Below are 19,021 nucleotides of genomic sequence, written 5' to 3'. Positions count from 1 at the left end.
CTTCGGGTTCGCCAAGCGGGAAACATTGGCGCATCTTAGAGGTTCCTGGCGCGTTGGAGAATGACATGACCGATAAAGCATTCGCTCAGGCTGATCCGGACTGGCTGGCCCTGATCGGCGCAGCCCGTGAATGGCTGGCTGGCCCGCTCGGGCAATTTCTGCTGGATGAAGAGCGGCGCATGCTCGAAGACGAGCTCGGCCGCTTCTTCGGGGGCTACCTGGTGCATTACGGGCCGTCTGCCGAGACCCCGCCGGCGGCGCCGCAGGTGCAGCGCAACGTGCGGCTCGGGGCACCGTTGCCGGGCGTCGAGATCGTCTGCGAAGAGCAGGCGTGGCCGTTGAGCGAGCACGCTGCCGACGTGGTGGTGCTGCAGCATGGCCTGGATTTCTGCCTGTCGCCTCACGGTCTGCTGCGAGAAGCGGCCAGCAGCGTGCGGCCCGGCGGGCATCTGCTGATCATCGGCATCAACCCCTGGAGTACCTGGGGCCTGCGCCATGTGTTCGCCCATGACGCGTTGCGCCGGGCGCGCTGCATCTCGCCGTCGCGGGTCGCCGACTGGCTCAACCTGCTCGGCTTCGCGCTGGAGAAACGCCGCTTCGGGTGCTATCGTCCGCCGCTCGCGTCGCCCACGTGGCAGGCCCGACTGGCCGGCTGGGAACGCAAGGCCGGTGACTGGCAACTGGCCGGTGGCGGCTTCTATCTCTTGGTGGCGCGCAAGATCGTGGTGGGCCTGCGGCCGGTCCGTCAGGAGCGCCGCGAGCCGATGGGCAAGCTGATTCCGCTGCCGATGGCCAAGGTCAATCGCCGCCGCGTCGAACCGTAAACCTTCTTTTTATAGTGGCCGGATCTGCTCCGGCCGCGGCCTTCGTCGATCCACAAGCGGCGGGGCCAGGCATTTCTGGATAGATTGGCATGAGCGAAAGCGTCGACAACGTAGAACTGTTCACCGACGGCGCCTGCAAGGGCAACCCCGGTCCCGGCGGCTGGGGCGCCTTGCTGGTGTGCAAGGGCGTCGAGAAGGAACTGTGGGGCGGCGAAGCCAATACCACCAACAACCGCATGGAACTGCTCGGCGCGATCCGCGGCCTCGAAGCCTTGAAGCGGCCCTGCGAAGTGCTGTTGGTGACCGACTCGCAATACGTCATGAAAGGCATCAACGAGTGGATGGCCAACTGGAAAAAACGCGGCTGGAAAACCGCCGCCAAGGAGCCGGTGAAAAACGCCGACCTCTGGAAACAGCTCGATGAGCAGGTCAACCGCCACAAGGTCACCTGGAAATGGGTGCGCGGCCACATCGGCCACCACGGCAACGAACGCGCCGACCAGTTGGCCAACCGGGGTGTCGACGAAGTGCGCGGTTACAAGCAGAGCTGATGACCGGCGCTGCACGGTGGTACGCCCCGTTCGCGAGCAGGCTCGCTTCCCCATTGGAATGCGCTTTCCTGTGGGAGCGAGCCTGCTTGCGAATGGGCGCGACACGGTCTGACTGAAACACCCCGGCGAGCGTGTTAACATCGCCGCTTTTGCACGATTGACCCCGTTGAGAGCTGAACACTGATGGCCACCAGATCCGTTGTACTCGATACCGAAACCACCGGCATGCCGGTGACCGACGGCCACCGGATTATCGAAATCGGTTGCGTCGAACTGATCGGGCGGCGCCTGACGGGCCGGCATTTCCACGTGTATCTGCAGCCGGATCGCGAGAGTGACGAAGGCGCAATCGGGGTTCACGGCATCACCAACGAATTCCTCGTCGGCAAACCGCGCTTCGCCGAAGTCGCCGACGAGTTCTTCGAGTTCATCAACGGCGCGCAGCTGATCATCCATAACGCGGCGTTCGACGTTGGCTTCATCAACAACGAATTCGCCCTGATGGGTCAGCACGACCGCGCGGACATCACCCGGCACTGCTCGATCCTCGACACCCTGATGATGGCCCGGGAACGTCACCCGGGGCAGCGCAACAGCCTCGACGCCTTGTGCAAACGCTACGGCGTCGACAACTCCGGCCGTGAACTGCACGGCGCCTTGCTCGACTCGGAGATTCTCGCCGACGTCTACCTGACCATGACCGGCGGCCAGACCAGCCTGTCGCTGGCCGGCAATGCCTCCGACGGCAATGGCACGGGGCAGGGCGCGGACAACTCGGCCACGGAAATCCGTCGTCTGCCGGCCGACCGCCAGCCCGGGCGCATCATTCGTGCCACGGAAGACGAACTGGCGCAGCATCTGGCGCGTCTGGAAATCATCGCCAAGTCGGCCGGTGCGCCGGCGTTGTGGACACAGATCGCCGAGGCCGACGCGCAGGCATGATCCTTCGGCAGGGCCCGAAGCTCAAAGCATCGCAGCCTGCGCCGGAATGCCCGCTGCTGCAGTAACGGCCGCAGACTGCGATCCTTTAGCCTTTGGAAGTACTGACAAGTGGCCACCCTCGCCACTTTCGCTGCAACCCTCTACCCTGAGTGCATTGGCGGATTCGATTCCGCCGTCTCGGGACACTGAGCTCCATGTACAAAGACTTGAAGTTTCCGGTGCTGATTGTCCATCGCGACATCAAGGCCGACACCGTCGCCGGTGACCGCGTCCGTGGCATCGCCCGCGAGCTGGAACAGGAAGGCTTCAGTATCGTCTCGGCCACGGACTACGCCGAAGGGCGTCTGGTGGCTTCGACTCATCACGGCCTGGCCTGCATGCTGATTGCCGCCGAGGACGCCAGCGCCCACTCGCATCTGTTGCAGAACATGGCCGAACTGATCGGGCTGGCCCGGGTCCGGGCGCCGGATCTGCCGATCTTCGCCCTCGGCGAGCAAGTCACCCTGGAAAATGCCCCCGCCGATGCCATGGCCGAGCTCAATCAATTGCGCGGCATTCTCTATCTGTTCGAAGACACTGTGCCGTTTCTTGCCCGGCAAGTGGCGCGGGCGGCGCGCAAGTACCTGGATGGGCTGCTGCCGCCATTCTTCAAGGCCTTGGTGCAGCACACTGCCGACTCCAATTATTCCTGGCACACGCCTGGCCATGGCGGCGGCGTGGCGTATCACAAAAGCCCGGTGGGCCAGGCGTTCCATCAGTTTTTCGGCGAAAACACCTTGCGTTCGGATCTGTCGGTGTCAGTCCCGGAGCTCGGTTCGCTGCTCGATCACACCGGCCCGCTGGCCGAAGCCGAGGCGCGTGCGGCGCGCAATTTCGGCGCCGATCACACCTTTTTCGTGATCAATGGCACCTCGACCGCCAACAAGATCGTCTGGCATTCCATGGTCGGGCGCGATGACCTGGTGCTGGTGGATCGCAACTGCCACAAGTCGGTGCTGCACGCGATCATCATGACCGGCGCGATTCCCTTGTACCTGTGCCCGGAGCGCAATGAACTGGGCATCATCGGCCCCATTCCGCTGAGCGAATTCAGCCGTGAATCGATCCTCGCCAAGATCGACGCCAGTCCGTTGACCAAGGGCCGGGAGCCCAAGGTCAAACTGGCGGTGGTGACCAACTCCACCTATGACGGGCTGTGCTACAACGCCGAGCTAATCAAACAGAGCCTGGGCAACAGCGTCGAGGTATTGCATTTCGATGAGGCGTGGTACGCCTACGCGGCGTTCCACGAATTCTTTGCCGGGCGCTATGGCATGGCCACCTCACGCAGCGCCGACAGTCCGCTGGTGTTCACCACCCATTCCACGCACAAATTGCTCGCGGCGTTCAGCCAGGCTTCGATGATCCACGTGCAGGATGGCGGTGCGCGGCAGCTCGATCGCGACCGTTTCAACGAAGCGTTCATGATGCATATCTCGACATCGCCGCAGTACAGCATCATCGCCTCGCTGGACGTGGCCTCGGCGATGATGGAAGGTCCGGCCGGGCGTTCGCTGTTGCAGGAAACCTTCGATGAGGCGCTGAGTTTTCGCCGCGCCCTGGCCAATCTGCGCCAGCACATTGCAGCGGATGACTGGTGGTTCTCGATCTGGCAGCCGCCGGGCGTGGAAGGCATCGACCGGGTGCAGACCGCAGACTGGCTGCTGCAGCCCGAGGCCGACTGGCACGGCTTCGGCGAAGTCAGCGACGACTATGTGCTGCTCGATCCGATCAAGGTCACGTTGGTCATGCCGGGCCTGACCGCCGGTGGCGCGCTGAGTGACAAGGGTATTCCGGCGGCGGTGGTCAGCAAGTTTCTCTGGGAGCGCGGGCTGGTGGTGGAGAAAACCGGCCTGTACTCGTTCCTGGTGCTGTTTTCCATGGGCATCACCAAGGGCAAGTGGAGCACGCTGCTCACCGAGCTGCTGGAGTTCAAGCGCAGCTACGACGCCAACGTCAGCCTCGCCACCTGCCTGCCCTGTGTCGCCCAGCAGGACACCGCGCGTTACCGCGGCATGGGCCTGCGTGACCTGTGCGATCAACTGCACGCCTGCTACCGCAGCAATGCCACGGCCAGGCATCTCAAACGCATGTACACCGTGCTCCCGGAAATCGCCATGAAGCCTGCTCACGCCTACGATCAACTGGTGCGCGGCGAAGTCGAGGCGGTGCCGATCGATGAGCTGGAGGGGCGGGTCGCGGCGGTGATGCTGGTGCCGTATCCGCCGGGCATTCCATTGATCATGCCCGGCGAGCGCTTTACCGAGGCGACCCGCTCGATCATCGACTACCTGAAATTTGCCCGGACGTTCGACGCCAGTTTCCCGGGCTTCGTCGTCGATGTGCATGGACTGCAACATGAAGATCAAGGCAATGGGCGGCAGTACACCGTCGATTGCGTCAAGGAATGAGGACTTTTCCCAGTATGCAACCGGTGATGAATCCGAAATACCCAGGGCTGTCGGTGCGGGTCGCCGACGATGGCTTTGCCGCGTATATCTGGGGCAGCGACTTCAGTTTCGAAGTCGCTGCCTACGGGGCGGCGCAGATCGGCAGGGCGGTGGAGCAGTGGGCGGTGACGCCAATCGTGCCGTACCGCAAGTGCTACGGTATCGACCCTGAAGAATTCAGCAGCTTTCGCGATGCCGCCGACAGCGCGATCTTCATGGCGTACCTCGACGACGAGCCGGTCGGCCACCTGGTGATCAGCACCAACTGGAACGGCTTCGCCCATATCGACGAACTGGCGGTGCATGCCCCGGCGCGTCGCCATGGCGTGGCCAAGGCCTTGCTCGACGTGGCGCAGTTCTGGAGCCGCAAGAAGAAACTGCCGGGCATCATGCTGGAAACCCAGAACAACAATCTTGGCGCCTGTCGTTTGTACGAGCGCTGCGGTTATGTGATTGGCGGCATCGACCATCTGCGCTATCGCGGTATCGACCCGAACACCGCCGAAGTGGCGCTGTTCTGGTATCGATTGTTCGATAATCCGCTGGAAAACCCGCTCAGCTCGCCAGCATCGCCTCGGCTTGTGCCGTGACGATGCCGAGCAGGGCCTGAATCGCTGCCGAGGGCTTTTCGTGCCTGAAGGTGAGGGCGTAGAGGCTGATCGGCACCGCCGGTGACAACGGGCAGACGTCGAGTCCGGCGGCGCGCGCGCCAAGGGCGGTGAACGGGTCGACGATGGCCAGGCCTTCACCCGCCTCGACCATGCTGCGCATCATCAGCTGGGTTTGCACGCGGGTCTGGATCCCAGGCGCCGGGCGCAGGGCCTGCAGCTTGTGTTCCAGCGCCGGGCTCAACGGCTCCTGGCCCTCGAGACCGACCATCGCCTGGCCGGCCAGGTCCTGCACGGAAATGTATTTCTGCCTGGGCTGCAGCCAGCCGTGGGGCGCGAGCAGTTGCAGTTTGCCCTGGGCCAGGACCTGGCAATCGATGTCGGGGTGTTCGGGGTCGTGCAGGCTCAGGCCCAGATCGCTTTCGCGCAGCAACAGGCTGCGGACAATCGCATGGGTGGCATCGCTGAGCAGTGTACAGGGGGCGTCCGGCAGGCGCCGGCGCAGGGCGGCAAGACTTTGCGGGAGCAATTGCTGCGCCAGGGGCGGGGTGCCGATGATACGCAACGGCGGTGCAAGGTACTGGCGCAGGCTGCTGGCCAGGCGTTGCACGGGCTCCAGCGCGGCATACACGTGGGCGATTTCGGCCTGCAGGGCGCGGGCTTCAGGCGTGGCCTGCAAGCGTCCGCGAACGCTGGCAAACAGCATGAACCCCAGTTGACTCTCGGCGTCGCGCAACAGGTCTTCGACCTCGGCTGCCGGCAATTGCAACCATTCGGCAGCGGTGCCGACGTGACCGGTCTGCAAAAGCGCCTGAATCACTTCGATATGACGTAAACGCATGCGTGAAGTCCATGTCCGAGCGGTTGGGGTCAGTGGCTGAATCCTACCCCAACTCGGCGTGTGTGACTTCTGCTCATAACGCCCGGTTATGAAGCGACGGTGGGCTCGGGCTCGCGGATCAGGGTGATGCCCGATTGCACCAGCAGGAACTCGTTGTCCGCGACCTTGTTGACGCGATCGCCAATGGCCAGCTTGTAAGTGGTGACAGGCTCCATGCCGGTGAAACCGTCTGCCGACGGGTTGGATTCCTGGAATTCATGCACGGAATAAACGCGGCCTTCCGCATCTCTTGCATGGAACTGACCGACGAGTACTGCTGCCATCTGCTTAGAACCTCTGGAGATAGAACGCTTGATTTGCGGCTTGGTAGACCGTCGTCAAGCGCGGTAAGTTTTCCTACGGGAAAAAAATAATCAGGACGCAGGAAATTCCTTCGTCGTCTGGTGGAACCGGCGCCGGATCATCTATAACTACACGCTCCTCCCCACGCACAGTCGAGAGTCTTCCAATGAGCAATGTCTATAACGTCGCCGTAGTGGTCGGCAGCCTGCGCAAAGCGTCGATCAACCGCAAAGTCGCCCTGGCACTGGCGGAACTGGCGCCGCCGAACCTCAAGCTGAGCATTGTCGAAATTGGCGATCTGCCCCTGTACAACGAAGATATCGACGGCGATTCACCGCCGGCAGCCTACAGCACTTTCCGTCAGCAAGTGCGTTCATCCGACGCGGTGCTGTTTGTCACCCCCGAATACAACCGTTCGGTGCCGGCGCCGTTGAAGAATGCGATTGACGTCGGCTCGCGGCCTTATGGCAAGAGCGCCTGGAGTGGCAAGCCGGGTGCGGTGATCAGCGTATCGCCGGGCGCCATCGGTGGTTTTGGCGCCAACCAGCACTTGCGCCAGTCCTTCGTGTTTCTCGACGTACCGTGCATGCAACAGCCGGAAGCCTATCTGGGCGGTGCCGGCAATGCGTTCGACGAAGCGGGCAAATTGAGCGAGTCGGTCAAGCCGTTCCTGCAGAATTTCATCAATGCCTACGGGCAATTTGTGGAACAACACAAAAAATAATCTGGTCAGAGCTGCGATAAACCAGAGATCCTGTGACAGCGGGCTTGCTCGCGAAAGCGCTGTGTCAGACAACCTCTCGGTTGCCGGCCTGGCGCTTTCGCGAGCAAGCCCGCTGTCACATTTGGATCTCCATTCATTTGATATTTGAAGGTTGTTGCGAATGCTCGCTGCGTCGTTGATTTTCCTGCTGACCATTACCCTGGTGATCTGGCAACCCAAAGGCCTGGGGGTCGGCTGGAGCGCGACGTTCGGCGCGATCCTGGCGCTGATCTGCGGCGTGGTGCACCTGAGCGATATTCCGCTGGTGTGGCAGATCATCTGGAACGCCACCGGCACCTTCGTGGCGCTGATCATCATCAGCCTGCTGCTCGACGAAGCCGGTTTTTTTGCCTGGGCGGCGCTGCACGTGGCGCGCTGGGGGCGGGGCAGCGGGCGCAAGCTGTTTGCCTTCATGGTGTTGCTGGGGGCGCTGGTGTCGGCGCTGTTCGCCAATGACGGTGCGGCGCTGATCCTCACGCCGATTGTGATTTCGATGCTGCTGGCCCTGCGCTTTTCGCCGGCGGCGACCCTGGCGTTCGTGATGGGCGCCGGTTTCATTGCCGACACCGCGAGCCTGCCGCTGGTGGTGTCGAACCTGGTCAACATTGTCTCGGCGGACTTCTTCCACATCGGCTTCAACCGTTACGCGGCGGTGATGGTGCCGGTGAACTTCGTCAGCGTCGCCGCCACGCTGGGGGTGTTGCTGTGGTTCTTCCGTCGCGACATTCCGCAGACCTACGATCCCGAGCAACTCGAGCACCCGCAAACCGCAATCCACGACAAAGCCACGTTTTACGCCGGTTGGGCGGTGTTGGTGATCCTCCTGGTCGGCTGTTTCGCGCTCGAGCCGCTGGGCATTCCGATCAGCGCGATTTCGGCGGTGTGCGCCGCGTTGCTGCTGGGCATCGCCGCTCGCGGGCACAAAATCTCCACGCGCAAGGTGATGAAAGAGGCGCCGTGGCAGATCGTGATTTTTTCCCTGGGCATGTACCTGGTGGTCTACGGCCTGCGCAACGCCGGGCTCACGGATTATCTGGCCGGATGGCTGAACGTCTTCGCCGGTTACGGTGTGTGGGGCGCGGCGCTGGGGACCGGGCTGCTGACGGCATTGCTGTCGTCGGTGATGAACAACCTGCCGACGGTGCTGGTCGGTTTGCTGTCGATCGATGCCAGCCAGGCCACCGGCGTGGTCAAGGAGGCGATGATCTACGCCAACGTGATCGGCAGTGACCTGGGGCCGAAAATCACCCCGATCGGCAGTCTGGCGACCCTGCTCTGGCTGCATGTGCTGGCGCGCAAGGACATCCGCATCGGCTGGGGCTATTACTTCAAGGTCGGCATCGTGCTGACGCTGCCGGTGTTGTTGGTGACCTTGGCGGCGTTGGCAGTGCGCTTGTCCATCTAGACCGCATTGGGCCCTTCGCGAGCAGGCTCGCTCCCACATGTTCAATGGCAATTGAGCAATTGAGCAATTGAAATGTACGCCCCCTGTGGGAGCGAGCCTGCTCGCGAAGAGGCCGCTGGGGGCGCAACGAGTCTCAGGCCTGCCCCGGTACATTCGGCCAAAGGTCCGCCACCAGAAACAAGCGCTCCGCCTCTTCCCATTCCCCTTGTGCATTCTCGATCAGGCGCACCATCAGTTGCGCCGGGGCCAGCGGCTCCAGCTCGTCCAGCCACTGCTGCAGATGTTCAACACTCCAGGTCTGATCGGCCGGATAGTGCGCCGGCGCCAGCCAGGCGTGGCGGGGCAGGGGCTGCCAGCGGCCGGGCGGACGCTGGGCAACGAACGCCGGCCAGTCGCGCTGATGCAGCCAACTGCCCCGCAGGTGTTGCGGATGTGCGCTCCGCGGCGGTTCAGCGCGGCCCGGCCACGGGTACAGCAGATAGCCACCCAGCCACAACTGTGCGCTGAACGCTTCGATATCCAGTGCGGCCAGCGCGGCGCGGCTCTCCGGGCGGGCGGAGATCGGCAGCTGATGCTCGCTCAGGTGCGCCAGTTTGCGGTCGAGACGGTCATGGCAGCCGGGGCCGAGCCACTGTGCCGGATCCTGGCCGTCGCCGTTCTGCGGGCCGAGGTAGAGCTTGATCGCCAGTTCCAGGTGATGGACGCCGTCGCGGTCGCGTAGGAGCATGTCCAGCTCGCCGAGGGTATGGCCCTCGCGGCGAATCGGCAGGTTGGCGGCGATCAGCTCGATGCCCGGCGCCTGTTCCACGGCAAACTGCCACAACCGCTCGTAATACAGCCCCAGGCGCCGGGTGCGGGCCTGGGACAGCCAGTGCAGCAGGCCGTAGCTGTCGCGGTCGAGCTGGCGCAGCCAGTGTTCCAGGCGTTCGGGATCGTCCACCCAGTCGCTGCCGGCCAGCGGATGGCGCTGCGGCCACGGGGTGGTGGCCAGCATCGGCGGGGCGAGGATCACCCACGCCAGGTCGCGCACCTCCGGGTGGCGCAACTGGTGGGGCAACTGCAGCAAATCGGGAAATAGGATCATGTTGGCAGGATAGCCTTAAACGTGAGCACACCCTTGAGGCTGAAAGGATTTTGTCTATCGCAGGCTTTCGCCCATAATCGTGCTTTTCGCGTTTTCGATTGTCCGCAGAGGTCCCATGGAGCAATTTCGTAATATCGGCATCATCGGTCGCCTGGGCAGTTCGCAGGTGCTGGATACCGTCCGCCGACTGAAACGCTTTCTGCTCGACCGGCACCTGCATGTGATCCTCGAAGACACCATCGCCGAAGTGCTGCCGGGCCACGGCCTGCAAACCTCGTCGCGCAAGATGCTGGGTGAAGTCTGCGACATGGTCATCGTCGTCGGCGGTGACGGCAGCCTGCTCGGCGCCGCCCGGGCGCTGGCGCGGCACAACATTCCGGTGCTGGGAATCAACCGCGGCAGCCTCGGTTTCCTCACCGATATCCGCCCGGACGAGCTGGAAATCAAGGTCGCCGAAGTGCTCGACGGCCATTACCTGGTGGAAAACCGCTTCCTGCTGCAGGCCGAAGTGCGCCGCCACGCCGAAGCCATCGGCCAGGGCGATGCGCTGAACGACGTGGTTCTGCACCCGGGCAAATCGACGCGGATGATCGAATTCGAGCTGTACATCGACGGCCAGTTCGTCTGCAGCCAGAAGGCCGACGGCCTGATCGTCGCCACGCCGACCGGTTCCACCGCGTATGCGCTGTCCGCCGGTGGCCCGATCATGCATCCCAAGCTCGACGCTATTGTGATTGTGCCGATGTACCCCCATACCTTGTCGGGCAGACCGATCGTGGTCGATGGCAACAGTGAGCTGAAAATCGTCGTGTCCAAAGATATGCAGATTTACCCGCAAGTCTCCTGCGACGGGCAGAACCACTTCACCTGCGCCCCGGGCGACACCATTACCGTGAGCAAAAAAGCGCAGAAACTGCGGCTGATCCATCCGCTCGACCACAACTACTACGAAGTCTGCCGCACCAAGCTCGGCTGGGGCAGCAAGCTGGGTGGTGGAGGCGACTGATGCTCGATCCCGCGCGTAGCTACGACCTGATCGGTGACGTGCACGGATGCGCCCTGACGCTGGAACACCTGCTTGACCGGCTCGGTTACCACAAGCAGGGCGGGGTCTGGCGGCATCCTTCACGCATGGCCGTGTTCGTCGGCGACATCATCGACCGCGGCCCGCGGATTCGCGAGGCGCTGCACATCGTCCACGACATGGTCGAGGCCGGTCAGGCGCTGTGCATCATGGGCAACCACGAATTCAACGCGCTGGGCTGGAGCACCCCGGCGCCACCGGGCAGCGGCAAGCAGTTCGTGCGCGAGCACACGCCGCGCCATGCGCGCCTGCTGCACGAAACCCTGACCCAGTTCGAACAGCATCCGGGCGACTGGCACGACTTCCTGCAATGGTTCTATGAACTGCCGCTGGTGGTCGATGCCGGGCGCTTCCGGGTGGTGCACGCGTGCTGGGATGCCGGCCTGATCGAGCCGCTGCGCGGGTTGTTCGCGGATGCGCGGATCGATGAGCACTTCCTCCAGGCTTCGGCGGTGCCCGGCAGTTTCGCCTGCACCGTGTTCGACCGCCTGCTGCGCGGCACTGACATGCGTCTGCCCGATGGCCTGACCATGACCAGCGGCGACGGTCTGGTGCGGTCGTTCTTCCGCACCAAGTTCTGGGAGGACGACCCGCAGACCTACGGCGACATCGTGTTCCAGCCCGATGCGCTGCCGGAGCCGGTGGCACAGAAGCCGCTGACTTCCAGTGAAAAGAATTCCCTGCTGCGGTATGGCGCCGACGAGCCATTGCTGTTCGTCGGCCACTACTGGCGCAGCGGCAAACCGGCGCCGATCCGGCCGAACCTGGCGTGCCTGGATTACAGCGCGGTGCTCTACGGCAAACTGGTGGCCTATCGTCTGGATCAGGAAACCCGTCTCGATCCGCATAAATTCGTCTGGGTCGATGTCGAGCGGCCGGAGGTGCTGCGATGAGTGCGATAGCGGTATTACGCCTGCCGCTGGCGGTGGATCTGAGCGGTTTCGTCAAACTGCTGCAGCGCATGCAGGTGCCCCATCGCGTCAGCGAAGAGGCCGGCGAGCAGGTGTTGTGGGTGCCGGCGGAAATCAGCGATGACGTGCGTTCGCTGTACGAGCGGTTTCCGGCGGGCGATCCCGAGCAGCAACTGGACATCCCGGAAGCGCAGCCGCTCAAGCGCCCGGGCTTCATCGAGCAACTCAAGCACGCCAGGGCCACCGGGTTGATCCTGCTGCTGAGCCTGCTGGTCGGGGTCCTGACTCTGCTCGGTGACAACCTCGAGACGCTGCGCTGGCTGACCTTCCTCGACTTCCGCGTGGTCGGCGACTACATCCACTTCACGCCGCTGGCCGACAGCCTGGCAGCGGGGCAGTGGTGGCGCCTGTTCACGCCGATGCTGATTCACTTCGGCATCCTCCACCTGGCCATGAACGGCATGTGGTACTGGGAGCTGGGGCGGCGCATCGAATCGCACCAGGGCAGCGTCAACCTGATCGGCCTGACCCTGTTGTTCAGCCTGGTGTCCAACTACGCACAGTATTATTTCAGCGGCGCGACCCTGTTTGGCGGCCTGTCCGGCGTGCTCTACGGCCTGCTCGGGCATTGCTGGATCTTCCAGCTGCTGGCGCCGAACCCGGCCTATCGGCTGCCGCGCGGCGTGCTGGTGATGATGCTGGTGTGGCTGCTGCTGTGCCTGTCCGGACTGGTGTCGATGATCGGTTTCGGCGAAATCGCCAACGCCGCTCACGTCGGCGGGTTACTCATCGGATGCTTCACCGGTTTGTTGGGTGGTTTGTACAACCGCCGTAAACTGGCCGCCTAAATTTTCTGCATGAAGAGCACGGAGACCCTGATGTCCTCTTTTAACGAACTGATCAAGAACATCACCCCGGACATCTACGAGAGCCTGAAACTGGCCGTGGAGATCGGCAAGTGGTCGGACGGTGGCAAGCTCACCGCCGAGCAGCGTGAACTGTCGTTGCAGGCGATGATCGCCTGGGAAATCCAGAACCTGCCCGAAGAACAGCGCACCGGTTACATGGGCCCGCAGGAATGTGCGTCGAAGTCGATCGAAGTGCCGAACATCCTGTTCAAGTCGGATGCCATCCATTGATCGAGATTGGCCGCGGTGCAATCAGCAAGATGTCGGCACGCCTGGACGGGCCGCACGTGCAATACGCGTTTCGTCTGGATGACGTCGAGGTGCCGGTCAATCCGTTGATCGGCTCGACGCTGCGTCTGGAGTTTCTGGGGGCGATCCACTGCTCCCATTGCGGGCGCAGAACCAAGACCAGCTTCAGCCAGGGTTACTGCTACCCGTGCATGACCAAACTGGCGCAGTGCGATATCTGCATCATGAGCCCGGAGCGCTGCCACTTCGAGGCAGGCACCTGCCGCGAGCCGGCGTGGGGCGAGAAATTCTGCATGACCGACCACGTGGTCTACCTGGCCAATTCGTCCGGGATCAAGGTCGGCATTACCCGCGCCACCCAGCTGCCGACGCGCTGGCTCGACCAGGGCGCCAGCCAGGCGCTGCCGATCATGCGCGTGGCCACGCGCCAGCAGTCGGGCTTCGTCGAAGACCTGTTCCGCAGCCAGGTGGCCGACAAGACCAACTGGCGCGCCTTGCTCAAGGGCGATGCGCCGGCGGTGGATCTGGCCCAGGTGCGCGATCAGCTGTTCGAAAGCTGCGCCGCCGGCCTGCAAGGTTTGCAGGAACGCTTCGGCCTGCAGGCGATCCAGACCATAGCCGATGTCGAACCGTTGGAAATCCGCTATCCGGTCGAGCAGTACCCGGCCAAGATCGTCAGTTTCAACCTGGACAAGAACCCGATTGCCGAAGGCACGCTGTTGGGGATCAAGGGCCAGTACCTGATCTTCGACACCGGTGTGATCAACATTCGCAAGTACACGGCCTATCAGCTCGCCGTGCATCAATAAGGACACCAGCATGCGCACCGAACAACCGAAGATGATCTACCTCAAGGACTATCAGGCGCCCGAGTACCTGATCGATGAAACACACCTGACCTTCGAGTTGTTCGAGGACCACAGCCTGGTCCACGCGCAGCTGGTGATGCGCCGCAACCCGGCGCAGGGCCCGGGCCTGCCGCCGCTGGTGCTCGACGGCCAGCAGCTGGAGCTGCTGTCGGTGAGCCTGGCCGACCAGGAACTGAGCGCCGCCGATTACCAGCTCAGCGACAGCCACCTGACCCTGCAGCCGAACAGCGAACGCTTCACGCTCGACACCAGCGTGCGCATCCACCCGGAAACCAACACGGCGCTGGAAGGCCTGTACAAGTCCGGCACGATGTTCTGCACCCAGTGCGAGGCCGAGGGCTTTCGCAAGATCACCTATTACCTCGACCGTCCGGACGTGATGAGCAAGTTCACCACCACGGTGGTGGCCGAGCAGCACAGCTATCCGGTGCTGCTGTCGAACGGCAACCCGATTGCCTCCGGCCCTGGCGAAGACGGCCGGCACTGGGCGACCTGGGAAGACCCGTTCATGAAGCCGGCGTACCTGTTCGCGCTGGTGGCCGGTGATTTGTGGTGCGTCGAAGACAGCTTCACCACCATGACCGGGCGCAACGTCGCGCTGCGCATTTACGTCGAGCCGGAAAACATCGACAAGTGCCAGCACGCGATGAACAGCCTGAAGAAGTCGATGCGCTGGGACGAAGAGGTCTACGGCCGCGAGTACGACCTGGATATCTTCATGATCGTCGCCGTCAACGACTTCAACATGGGCGCGATGGAGAACAAAGGCCTCAATATCTTCAACTCCAGCGCCGTGCTGGCTCGCGCCGAAACCGCCACCGACGCCGCGCACCAGCGGGTCGAGGCGATCGTCGCCCACGAATATTTCCACAACTGGTCGGGTAACCGCGTGACCTGCCGCGACTGGTTCCAGCTGTCGCTCAAGGAAGGCTTCACCGTGTTCCGCGACGCCGGGTTCTCCTCGGACATGAACTCGGCCACGGTCAAGCGCATCCAGGACGTGGCGTACCTGCGCACCCACCAGTTCGCCGAAGATGCCGGTCCCATGGCCCACGCCGTGCGCCCGGACAGCTTCATCGAAATTTCCAACTTCTACACCCTGACCGTGTACGAGAAGGGCTCGGAAGTGGTCGGCATGATCCACACCCTGCTGGGCGCCGCGGGCTTCCGCAAGGGCAGCGACCTGTACTTCGAACGCCACGATGGCCAGGCCGTGACCTGCGATGACTTCATCAAGGCCATGGAGGATGCCAACGGTGTCGATCTGAGCCAGTTCAAGCGCTGGTACAGCCAGGCGGGCACCCCGCGTCTGGCGGTCAGCGAGGCTTACGACGCGGCGGCAAAAACCTACAGCCTGACCTTCCGCCAGAGCTGCCCGGAAACCCCGGACAAAGTGGAAAAACTGCCGTTCGTGATTCCGGTCGAACTGGGCCTGCTCGACAGCCAGGGCAACGAGATCGCCCTGCGCCTGGCCGGTGAAGCATCGGCGCAAGGCACGACCCGGGTCATCTCGGTGACCGAAGCCGAGCAGACGTTCACCTTCGTCGACGTTGCCGAACATCCGCTGCCATCGCTGCTGCGTGGCTTCTCGGCACCGGTGAAACTGAGCTTCCCATACAACCGCGACCAGCTGATGTTCCTGATGCAGCACGACAGCGACGGGTTCAACCGCTGGGATGCCGGCCAGCAACTGTCGGTGCAGGTCCTGCAGGAACTGATCGCCCAGCAGCAGAAGGGCGAGAGCCTGGTGCTCGATCCGCGCCTGATCTCGGCGCTGAAAACCGTGCTGTCCGACGAGTCGCTGGATCAGGCCATGGTCGCCGAAATGCTCTCGCTGCCAAGCGAAGCGTACCTGACCGAAATCAGCGAAGTGGCCGACGTCGAGGCGATTCACACCGCCCGCGAATTCGCCCGCAAGCAACTGGCCGACAACTTGTTTGAAGCACTGTGGCTGCGTTATCAGGCCAACCGTGACCTGTCGAAGCAGACGCCGTACGTGGCCGAAGCAGAGCATTTCGCCCGTCGCGCGCTGCAGAACATCGCGTTGTCGTATCTGATGCTCAGCGGCAAGCCGGAAGTCCTCGCCGCGGCGCTGGAGCAATTCGACACCTGCGACAACATGACCGAGCGCCTGACCGCGCTGGCGGTGTTGGTCAACTCGCCGTTCGAAGCGCAGAAGGCCCAGGCGCTGGCGACCTTCGCCGAGCACTTCAAGGACAATCCGCTGGTCATGGACCAGTGGTTCAGCGTCCAGGCCGGCAGTCCTCTGCCAGGCGGGCTGGAGCGTACCAAAGCGTTGATGCAGCACCCGGCGTTCAACATCAAGAACCCGAACAAGGTGCGGGCGCTGGTCGGTGCGTTCGCCGGGCAGAACCTGATCAATTTCCACGCCGCCGACGGTTCGGGTTATCGCTTCCTTGCCGATCTGGTGATCGAGCTCAACGCCTTCAACCCGCAGATCGCCTCGCGGCAATTGGCGCCACTGACCCGCTGGCGCAAATACGACAGCGCGCGGCAGGCGCTGATGAAGGCTGAGCTGGAGCGAATTCTGGCGTCGGGGCAGCTGTCGAGTGACGTGTATGAAGTGGTCAGCAAAAGCCTGGCTTAAGCAGGGATAACACCAGACCTTGTGGGAGCGGGCTTGCCCGCGATGGCGGCGGCAGATTCAACGTTGAGGTTGAATAATCTACCGCCATCGCTGGCAAGCCCGCGCCCACAGGTTTTTGCGTTTTCGGTTATTTCAGATCAAACCGATCCAGCTCCATCACCTTGGCCCACGCCGCCACGAAGTCCTTGACGAACTGCTCCTTCGCGTCAGCACTGGCATACACCTCGGCCAGCGCGCGCAGGATCGCGTTGGAACCAAACACCAGGTCGACCCGCGTCGCCGTCCACTTCACGCTGCCGGTTTTACGGTCGCGTCCTTCGAACTCGTCCGCCGCCGCTGAGGTGGGTTTCCACTCCACGCTCATGTCCAGCAGGTTGGTGAAGAAGTCGTTGGTCAGCGCTTCAGTGCGGGACGTGAACACGCCATGCCGGCTTTGCCCGACGTTGGCGCCCAGCACGCGCAAACCACCCACCAGCACTGTCATCTCCGGTGCGGAGAGGGTGAGCAGTTGCGCCTTGTCGATCAGCAGCGCTTCGGCCGAAACGGTGTATTTGCCCTTGCTGTAGTTGCGGAAGCCGTCGGCAATTGGTTCGAGGAAGCCAAACGACTCGACGTCGGTTTGCTCCTGCGTCGCATCGGTCCGGCCGGGATTGAACGGTACGGATACCGAATGCCCGGCGTTTTGCGCTGCTTGCTCGACCCCGGCATTACCCGCCAGGACGATCAGGTCCGCCAGCGAGACTTTCTTTCCGGATGAGCCGGCGTTGAACTCGTTCTGGATGCCTTCGAGGGTCTTCAGCACCTTGTCCAGCTGTTCCGGCTGGTTGGCCTGCCAGAATTTCTGCGGTGCCAGGCGCAGACGGCCGCCGTTGGCGCCGCCACGCTTGTCGGAACCACGGAAGGTCGAGGCGGCCGCCCACGCGGTGGACACCAGTTGCGATACCGACAGGCCGGAGGCCAGCACTTTGCTTTTCAGCGCCGCCGCATCGTTGCTGTCGATCAGCGGGTGAGTGACGTCGGGAATCGGGTCCTGCCACAGCAGTTCTTCGTTCGGCAGTTCTGGCCCGAGGTAGCGCGACAACGGCCCCATGTCACGGTGAATCAGCTTGTACCAGGCACGGGCAAAGGCGTCGGCCAGCTGATCCGGATTGGCCAGGAAGCGCCGGGCGATCGGCTCATAGATCGGGTCGAAACGCAGCGCCAGGTCGGAGGTGAGCATGGTCGGCGAGAGTTTTTTGCTCGGGTCGTGCGCATGCGGCACGGTGCCGGCACCGGCGCCGTTTTTCGGTCTCCACTGATGCGCGCCGGCGGGGCTCTTGAACAGCTCCCACTCGAAACCGAACAGGTTCTCCAGGTAGTTATTGCTCCACTGGGTCGGGGTGGTGGTCCAGGTCACTTCCAGGCCGCTGGTGATGGTGTCGGCGCCTTTACCGGTGCCGAATGCGTTTCTCCAGCCAAAGCCCTGTTCTTCCAGGCCCGCCGCTTCCGGTTCGGGCCCGACATTGTCGGCAGGGCCGGCGCCGTGGGTCTTGCCGAAGGCGTGCCCCCCCGCGATCAGCGCCACGGTTTCTTCGTCGTTCATGGCCATGCGGCCAAAGGTTTCGCGGATATCGCGACCCGACGCCACCGGGTCCGGGTTGCCCTCAGGGCCTTCCGGGTTGACGTAAATCAGGCCCATCTGCACCGCTGCCAGCGGGTTTTCCAGGTTGCGTTCGCCTTGATCGGTGCGGCTTTCCTCTTTGCCGTGCAGATCGGGTTCGGCGACTAGCGTGCCGTCACCGGGTTCCTGCATGGCCGACTTGTCTTTGCCGTAGCGGCTGTCGCCACCGAGCCATTCGTGCTCCGAGCCCCAGTACACATCTTCATCCGGTTCCCAGGAATCCGGGCGGCCGCCGGAGAAGCCGAAGGTCTTGAAGCCCATGGATTCCAGCGCTACGTTGCCGGTGAGCACGATCAAATCGGCCCAGGAAATATTCCGGCCATATTTCTGTTTGATCGGCCACAGCAGGCGCCGGGCCTTGTCGAGGCTGACGTTGTCCGGCCAGCTGTTGAGTGGCGCGAAGCGTTGCTGGCCGGAGCCGGCGCCCCCGCGGCCATCGGCGGTGCGATAGGTGCCGGCGCTGTGCCAGGCCATGCGAATGAACAGCGGGCCGTAGTGGCCGAAGTCCGCCGGCCACCACTCCTGGGAGTCGGTCATCAGTGCGGTCAGGTCGCGTTTCAGGGCCTGGAAGTCGAGGCTCTTGAAGGCTTTGGCGTAGTCGAAGTCCTTGCCCAGCGGATCGGACTTGGGCGAGTGCTGGCTAAGGATCTTCAGGTTGAGTTGATTCGGCCACCAGTCACGGTTCGTCGTGCCACCACCGGCAGCATGATTGAACGGGCATTTCGATTCATTTGCCATGTTCGGGTCCTTATCAGGTCTTGTGCGGCCGGCTCGTGCCGACTTCGGACTTGTAAGGCTAGACCCGACTTGGCAAGTCGGCTAATAGGCCGACTATTGGAGGCCGATAGGCCCAGTCTTTCACCGCGCGCAGAGTGGCCGTGGG

The 19,021-nt window shown here is 63.1% G+C and carries 17 protein-coding genes; 13 read left to right on the top strand and 4 right to left on the bottom strand.

Translation table 11 applies throughout. The annotated features are described in order from the left end of the window. The first annotated feature begins 65 nt into the window (after positions 1-65). The 5 genes from QRN70_RS04295 (at position 66) to QRN70_RS04275 (ending at position 5,396) form a co-directional block, all read left to right on the top strand. On the top strand, positions 66-824 hold the full coding sequence (locus tag QRN70_RS04295) for a methyltransferase domain-containing protein (protein ID WP_285415972.1): 759 nt from the start codon (positions 66-68) through the stop codon (positions 822-824). A gap of 89 nt (positions 825-913) precedes the next feature. Further along, complete coding sequence (gene rnhA, locus QRN70_RS04290) at positions 914-1,375, top strand: ribonuclease HI (protein WP_285415971.1); 462 nt, start codon at positions 914-916, stop codon at positions 1,373-1,375. A gap of 183 nt (positions 1,376-1,558) precedes the next feature. Further along, positions 1,559-2,317, top strand: a complete 759-nt coding sequence (gene dnaQ, locus QRN70_RS04285) for a DNA polymerase III subunit epsilon (RefSeq protein ID WP_285415970.1) — start codon at positions 1,559-1,561, stop codon at positions 2,315-2,317. Between the two features lie 194 nt (positions 2,318-2,511). Further along, complete coding sequence (locus QRN70_RS04280; RefSeq protein ID WP_285415969.1) at positions 2,512-4,767, top strand: Orn/Lys/Arg family decarboxylase; 2,256 nt, start codon at positions 2,512-2,514, stop codon at positions 4,765-4,767. A gap of 14 nt (positions 4,768-4,781) precedes the next feature. Continuing rightward, on the top strand, positions 4,782-5,396 hold the full coding sequence (locus QRN70_RS04275) for a GNAT family N-acetyltransferase (protein ID WP_285415968.1): 615 nt from the start codon (positions 4,782-4,784) through the stop codon (positions 5,394-5,396). Here the strand turns inward: QRN70_RS04275 and QRN70_RS04270 are convergent. Beyond that, positions 5,362-6,255, bottom strand: coding sequence for a LysR substrate-binding domain-containing protein (locus tag QRN70_RS04270; protein ID WP_285415967.1), 894 nt, complete (start codon positions 6,253-6,255; stop codon positions 5,362-5,364). The genes QRN70_RS04275 and QRN70_RS04270 overlap by 35 nt on opposite strands. Positions 6,256-6,341: 86 nt before the next feature. Next, on the bottom strand, positions 6,342-6,578 hold the full coding sequence (locus QRN70_RS04265) for a hypothetical protein (RefSeq protein ID WP_285415966.1): 237 nt from the start codon (positions 6,576-6,578) through the stop codon (positions 6,342-6,344). A gap of 185 nt (positions 6,579-6,763) precedes the next feature. Between QRN70_RS04265 and QRN70_RS04260 the strand changes: the two genes are divergently transcribed. Together QRN70_RS04260 and QRN70_RS04255 are read left to right on the top strand one after the other, a co-directional pair. After that, complete coding sequence (locus QRN70_RS04260; RefSeq protein ID WP_285415965.1) at positions 6,764-7,321, top strand: NADPH-dependent FMN reductase; 558 nt, start codon at positions 6,764-6,766, stop codon at positions 7,319-7,321. 160 nt (positions 7,322-7,481) lie between these two features. Beyond that, entirely contained in the window at positions 7,482-8,765 is a 1,284-nt protein-coding gene (locus QRN70_RS04255) for an arsenic transporter (protein ID WP_285415964.1), read from the top strand. Positions 8,766-8,898: 133 nt separating this feature from the next. On the opposite strand, the gene QRN70_RS04250 is transcribed toward QRN70_RS04255, so the two are convergent. Continuing rightward, positions 8,899-9,849, bottom strand: a complete 951-nt coding sequence (locus tag QRN70_RS04250; protein ID WP_285415963.1) for a DUF1853 family protein — start codon at positions 9,847-9,849, stop codon at positions 8,899-8,901. Positions 9,850-9,964: 115 nt separating this feature from the next. Here QRN70_RS04250 and QRN70_RS04245 point away from each other — a divergent pair, with 115 nt between their 5' ends. Genes QRN70_RS04245 through pepN form a run of 6 tightly spaced genes read left to right on the top strand, consistent with a single transcriptional unit; the run spans position 9,965 to position 16,478 of the window. Beyond that, positions 9,965-10,855, top strand: coding sequence for an NAD(+) kinase (locus QRN70_RS04245; RefSeq protein WP_047528343.1), 891 nt, complete (start codon positions 9,965-9,967; stop codon positions 10,853-10,855). Further along, a complete protein-coding gene (locus QRN70_RS04240) occupies positions 10,852-11,826 on the top strand; it encodes a metallophosphoesterase (RefSeq protein ID WP_502941568.1) in 975 nt (324 codons plus the stop codon). The genes QRN70_RS04245 and QRN70_RS04240 overlap by 4 nt, the downstream gene beginning before the upstream one ends. Further along, positions 11,823-12,692, top strand: a complete 870-nt coding sequence (locus QRN70_RS04235; protein WP_285415961.1) for a rhomboid family intramembrane serine protease — start codon at positions 11,823-11,825, stop codon at positions 12,690-12,692. The genes QRN70_RS04240 and QRN70_RS04235 overlap by 4 nt, the downstream gene beginning before the upstream one ends. 30 nt (positions 12,693-12,722) lie before the next feature. After that, a complete protein-coding gene (locus QRN70_RS04230; protein ID WP_285415960.1) occupies positions 12,723-12,983 on the top strand; it encodes a YeaC family protein in 261 nt (86 codons plus the stop codon). After that, a complete protein-coding gene (locus tag QRN70_RS04225) occupies positions 12,980-13,810 on the top strand; it encodes a DUF2797 domain-containing protein (RefSeq protein WP_285415959.1) in 831 nt (276 codons plus the stop codon). Before QRN70_RS04230 ends, QRN70_RS04225 begins: the two co-directional genes overlap by 4 nt. Before the next feature lie 10 nt (positions 13,811-13,820). After that, positions 13,821-16,478, top strand: a complete 2,658-nt coding sequence (gene pepN / locus QRN70_RS04220) for an aminopeptidase N (RefSeq protein ID WP_285415958.1) — start codon at positions 13,821-13,823, stop codon at positions 16,476-16,478. A 127-nt stretch (positions 16,479-16,605) separates the two neighbouring features. On the opposite strand, the gene katG is transcribed toward pepN, so the two are convergent. Further along, entirely contained in the window at positions 16,606-18,876 is a 2,271-nt protein-coding gene (gene katG, locus QRN70_RS04215) for a catalase/peroxidase HPI (protein ID WP_285415957.1), read from the bottom strand. Between the last annotated feature and the right edge of the window lie 145 nt (positions 18,877-19,021).

Origin of the sequence: Pseudomonas sp. efr-133-TYG-5 (assembly GCF_030209175.1) — a bacterium.
Lineage (GTDB): Bacteria > Pseudomonadota > Gammaproteobacteria > Pseudomonadales > Pseudomonadaceae > Aquipseudomonas.
The sequence above is the reverse complement of the archived record's forward strand: the minus strand, read 5'-3'. Positions and strand labels throughout refer to the sequence as shown.

Bases quoted from the DNA above. Each gene is read 5' to 3' on its own strand.
- QRN70_RS04295 (WP_285415972.1), top strand. From the start codon at position 66: ATGACCGATAAAGCATTCGCTCAGGCTGATCCGGACTGGCTGGCCCTG.
- rnhA (WP_285415971.1), top strand. From the start codon at position 914: ATGAGCGAAAGCGTCGACAACGTAGAACTGTTCACCGACGGCGCCTGC.
- dnaQ (WP_285415970.1), top strand. From the start codon at position 1,559: ATGGCCACCAGATCCGTTGTACTCGATACCGAAACCACCGGCATGCCG.
- QRN70_RS04280 (WP_285415969.1), top strand. From the start codon at position 2,512: ATGTACAAAGACTTGAAGTTTCCGGTGCTGATTGTCCATCGCGACATC.
- QRN70_RS04275 (WP_285415968.1), top strand. From the start codon at position 4,782: ATGCAACCGGTGATGAATCCGAAATACCCAGGGCTGTCGGTGCGGGTC.
- QRN70_RS04270 (WP_285415967.1), bottom strand. From the start codon at position 6,255: ATGCGTTTACGTCATATCGAAGTGATTCAGGCGCTTTTGCAGACCGGT.
- QRN70_RS04265 (WP_285415966.1), bottom strand. From the start codon at position 6,578: ATGGCAGCAGTACTCGTCGGTCAGTTCCATGCAAGAGATGCGGAAGGC.
- QRN70_RS04260 (WP_285415965.1), top strand. From the start codon at position 6,764: ATGAGCAATGTCTATAACGTCGCCGTAGTGGTCGGCAGCCTGCGCAAA.
- QRN70_RS04255 (WP_285415964.1), top strand. From the start codon at position 7,482: ATGCTCGCTGCGTCGTTGATTTTCCTGCTGACCATTACCCTGGTGATC.
- QRN70_RS04250 (WP_285415963.1), bottom strand. From the start codon at position 9,849: ATGATCCTATTTCCCGATTTGCTGCAGTTGCCCCACCAGTTGCGCCAC.
- QRN70_RS04245 (WP_047528343.1), top strand. From the start codon at position 9,965: ATGGAGCAATTTCGTAATATCGGCATCATCGGTCGCCTGGGCAGTTCG.
- QRN70_RS04235 (WP_285415961.1), top strand. From the start codon at position 11,823: ATGAGTGCGATAGCGGTATTACGCCTGCCGCTGGCGGTGGATCTGAGC.
- QRN70_RS04230 (WP_285415960.1), top strand. From the start codon at position 12,723: ATGTCCTCTTTTAACGAACTGATCAAGAACATCACCCCGGACATCTAC.
- pepN (WP_285415958.1), top strand. From the start codon at position 13,821: ATGCGCACCGAACAACCGAAGATGATCTACCTCAAGGACTATCAGGCG.
- katG (WP_285415957.1), bottom strand. From the start codon at position 18,876: ATGGCAAATGAATCGAAATGCCCGTTCAATCATGCTGCCGGTGGTGGC.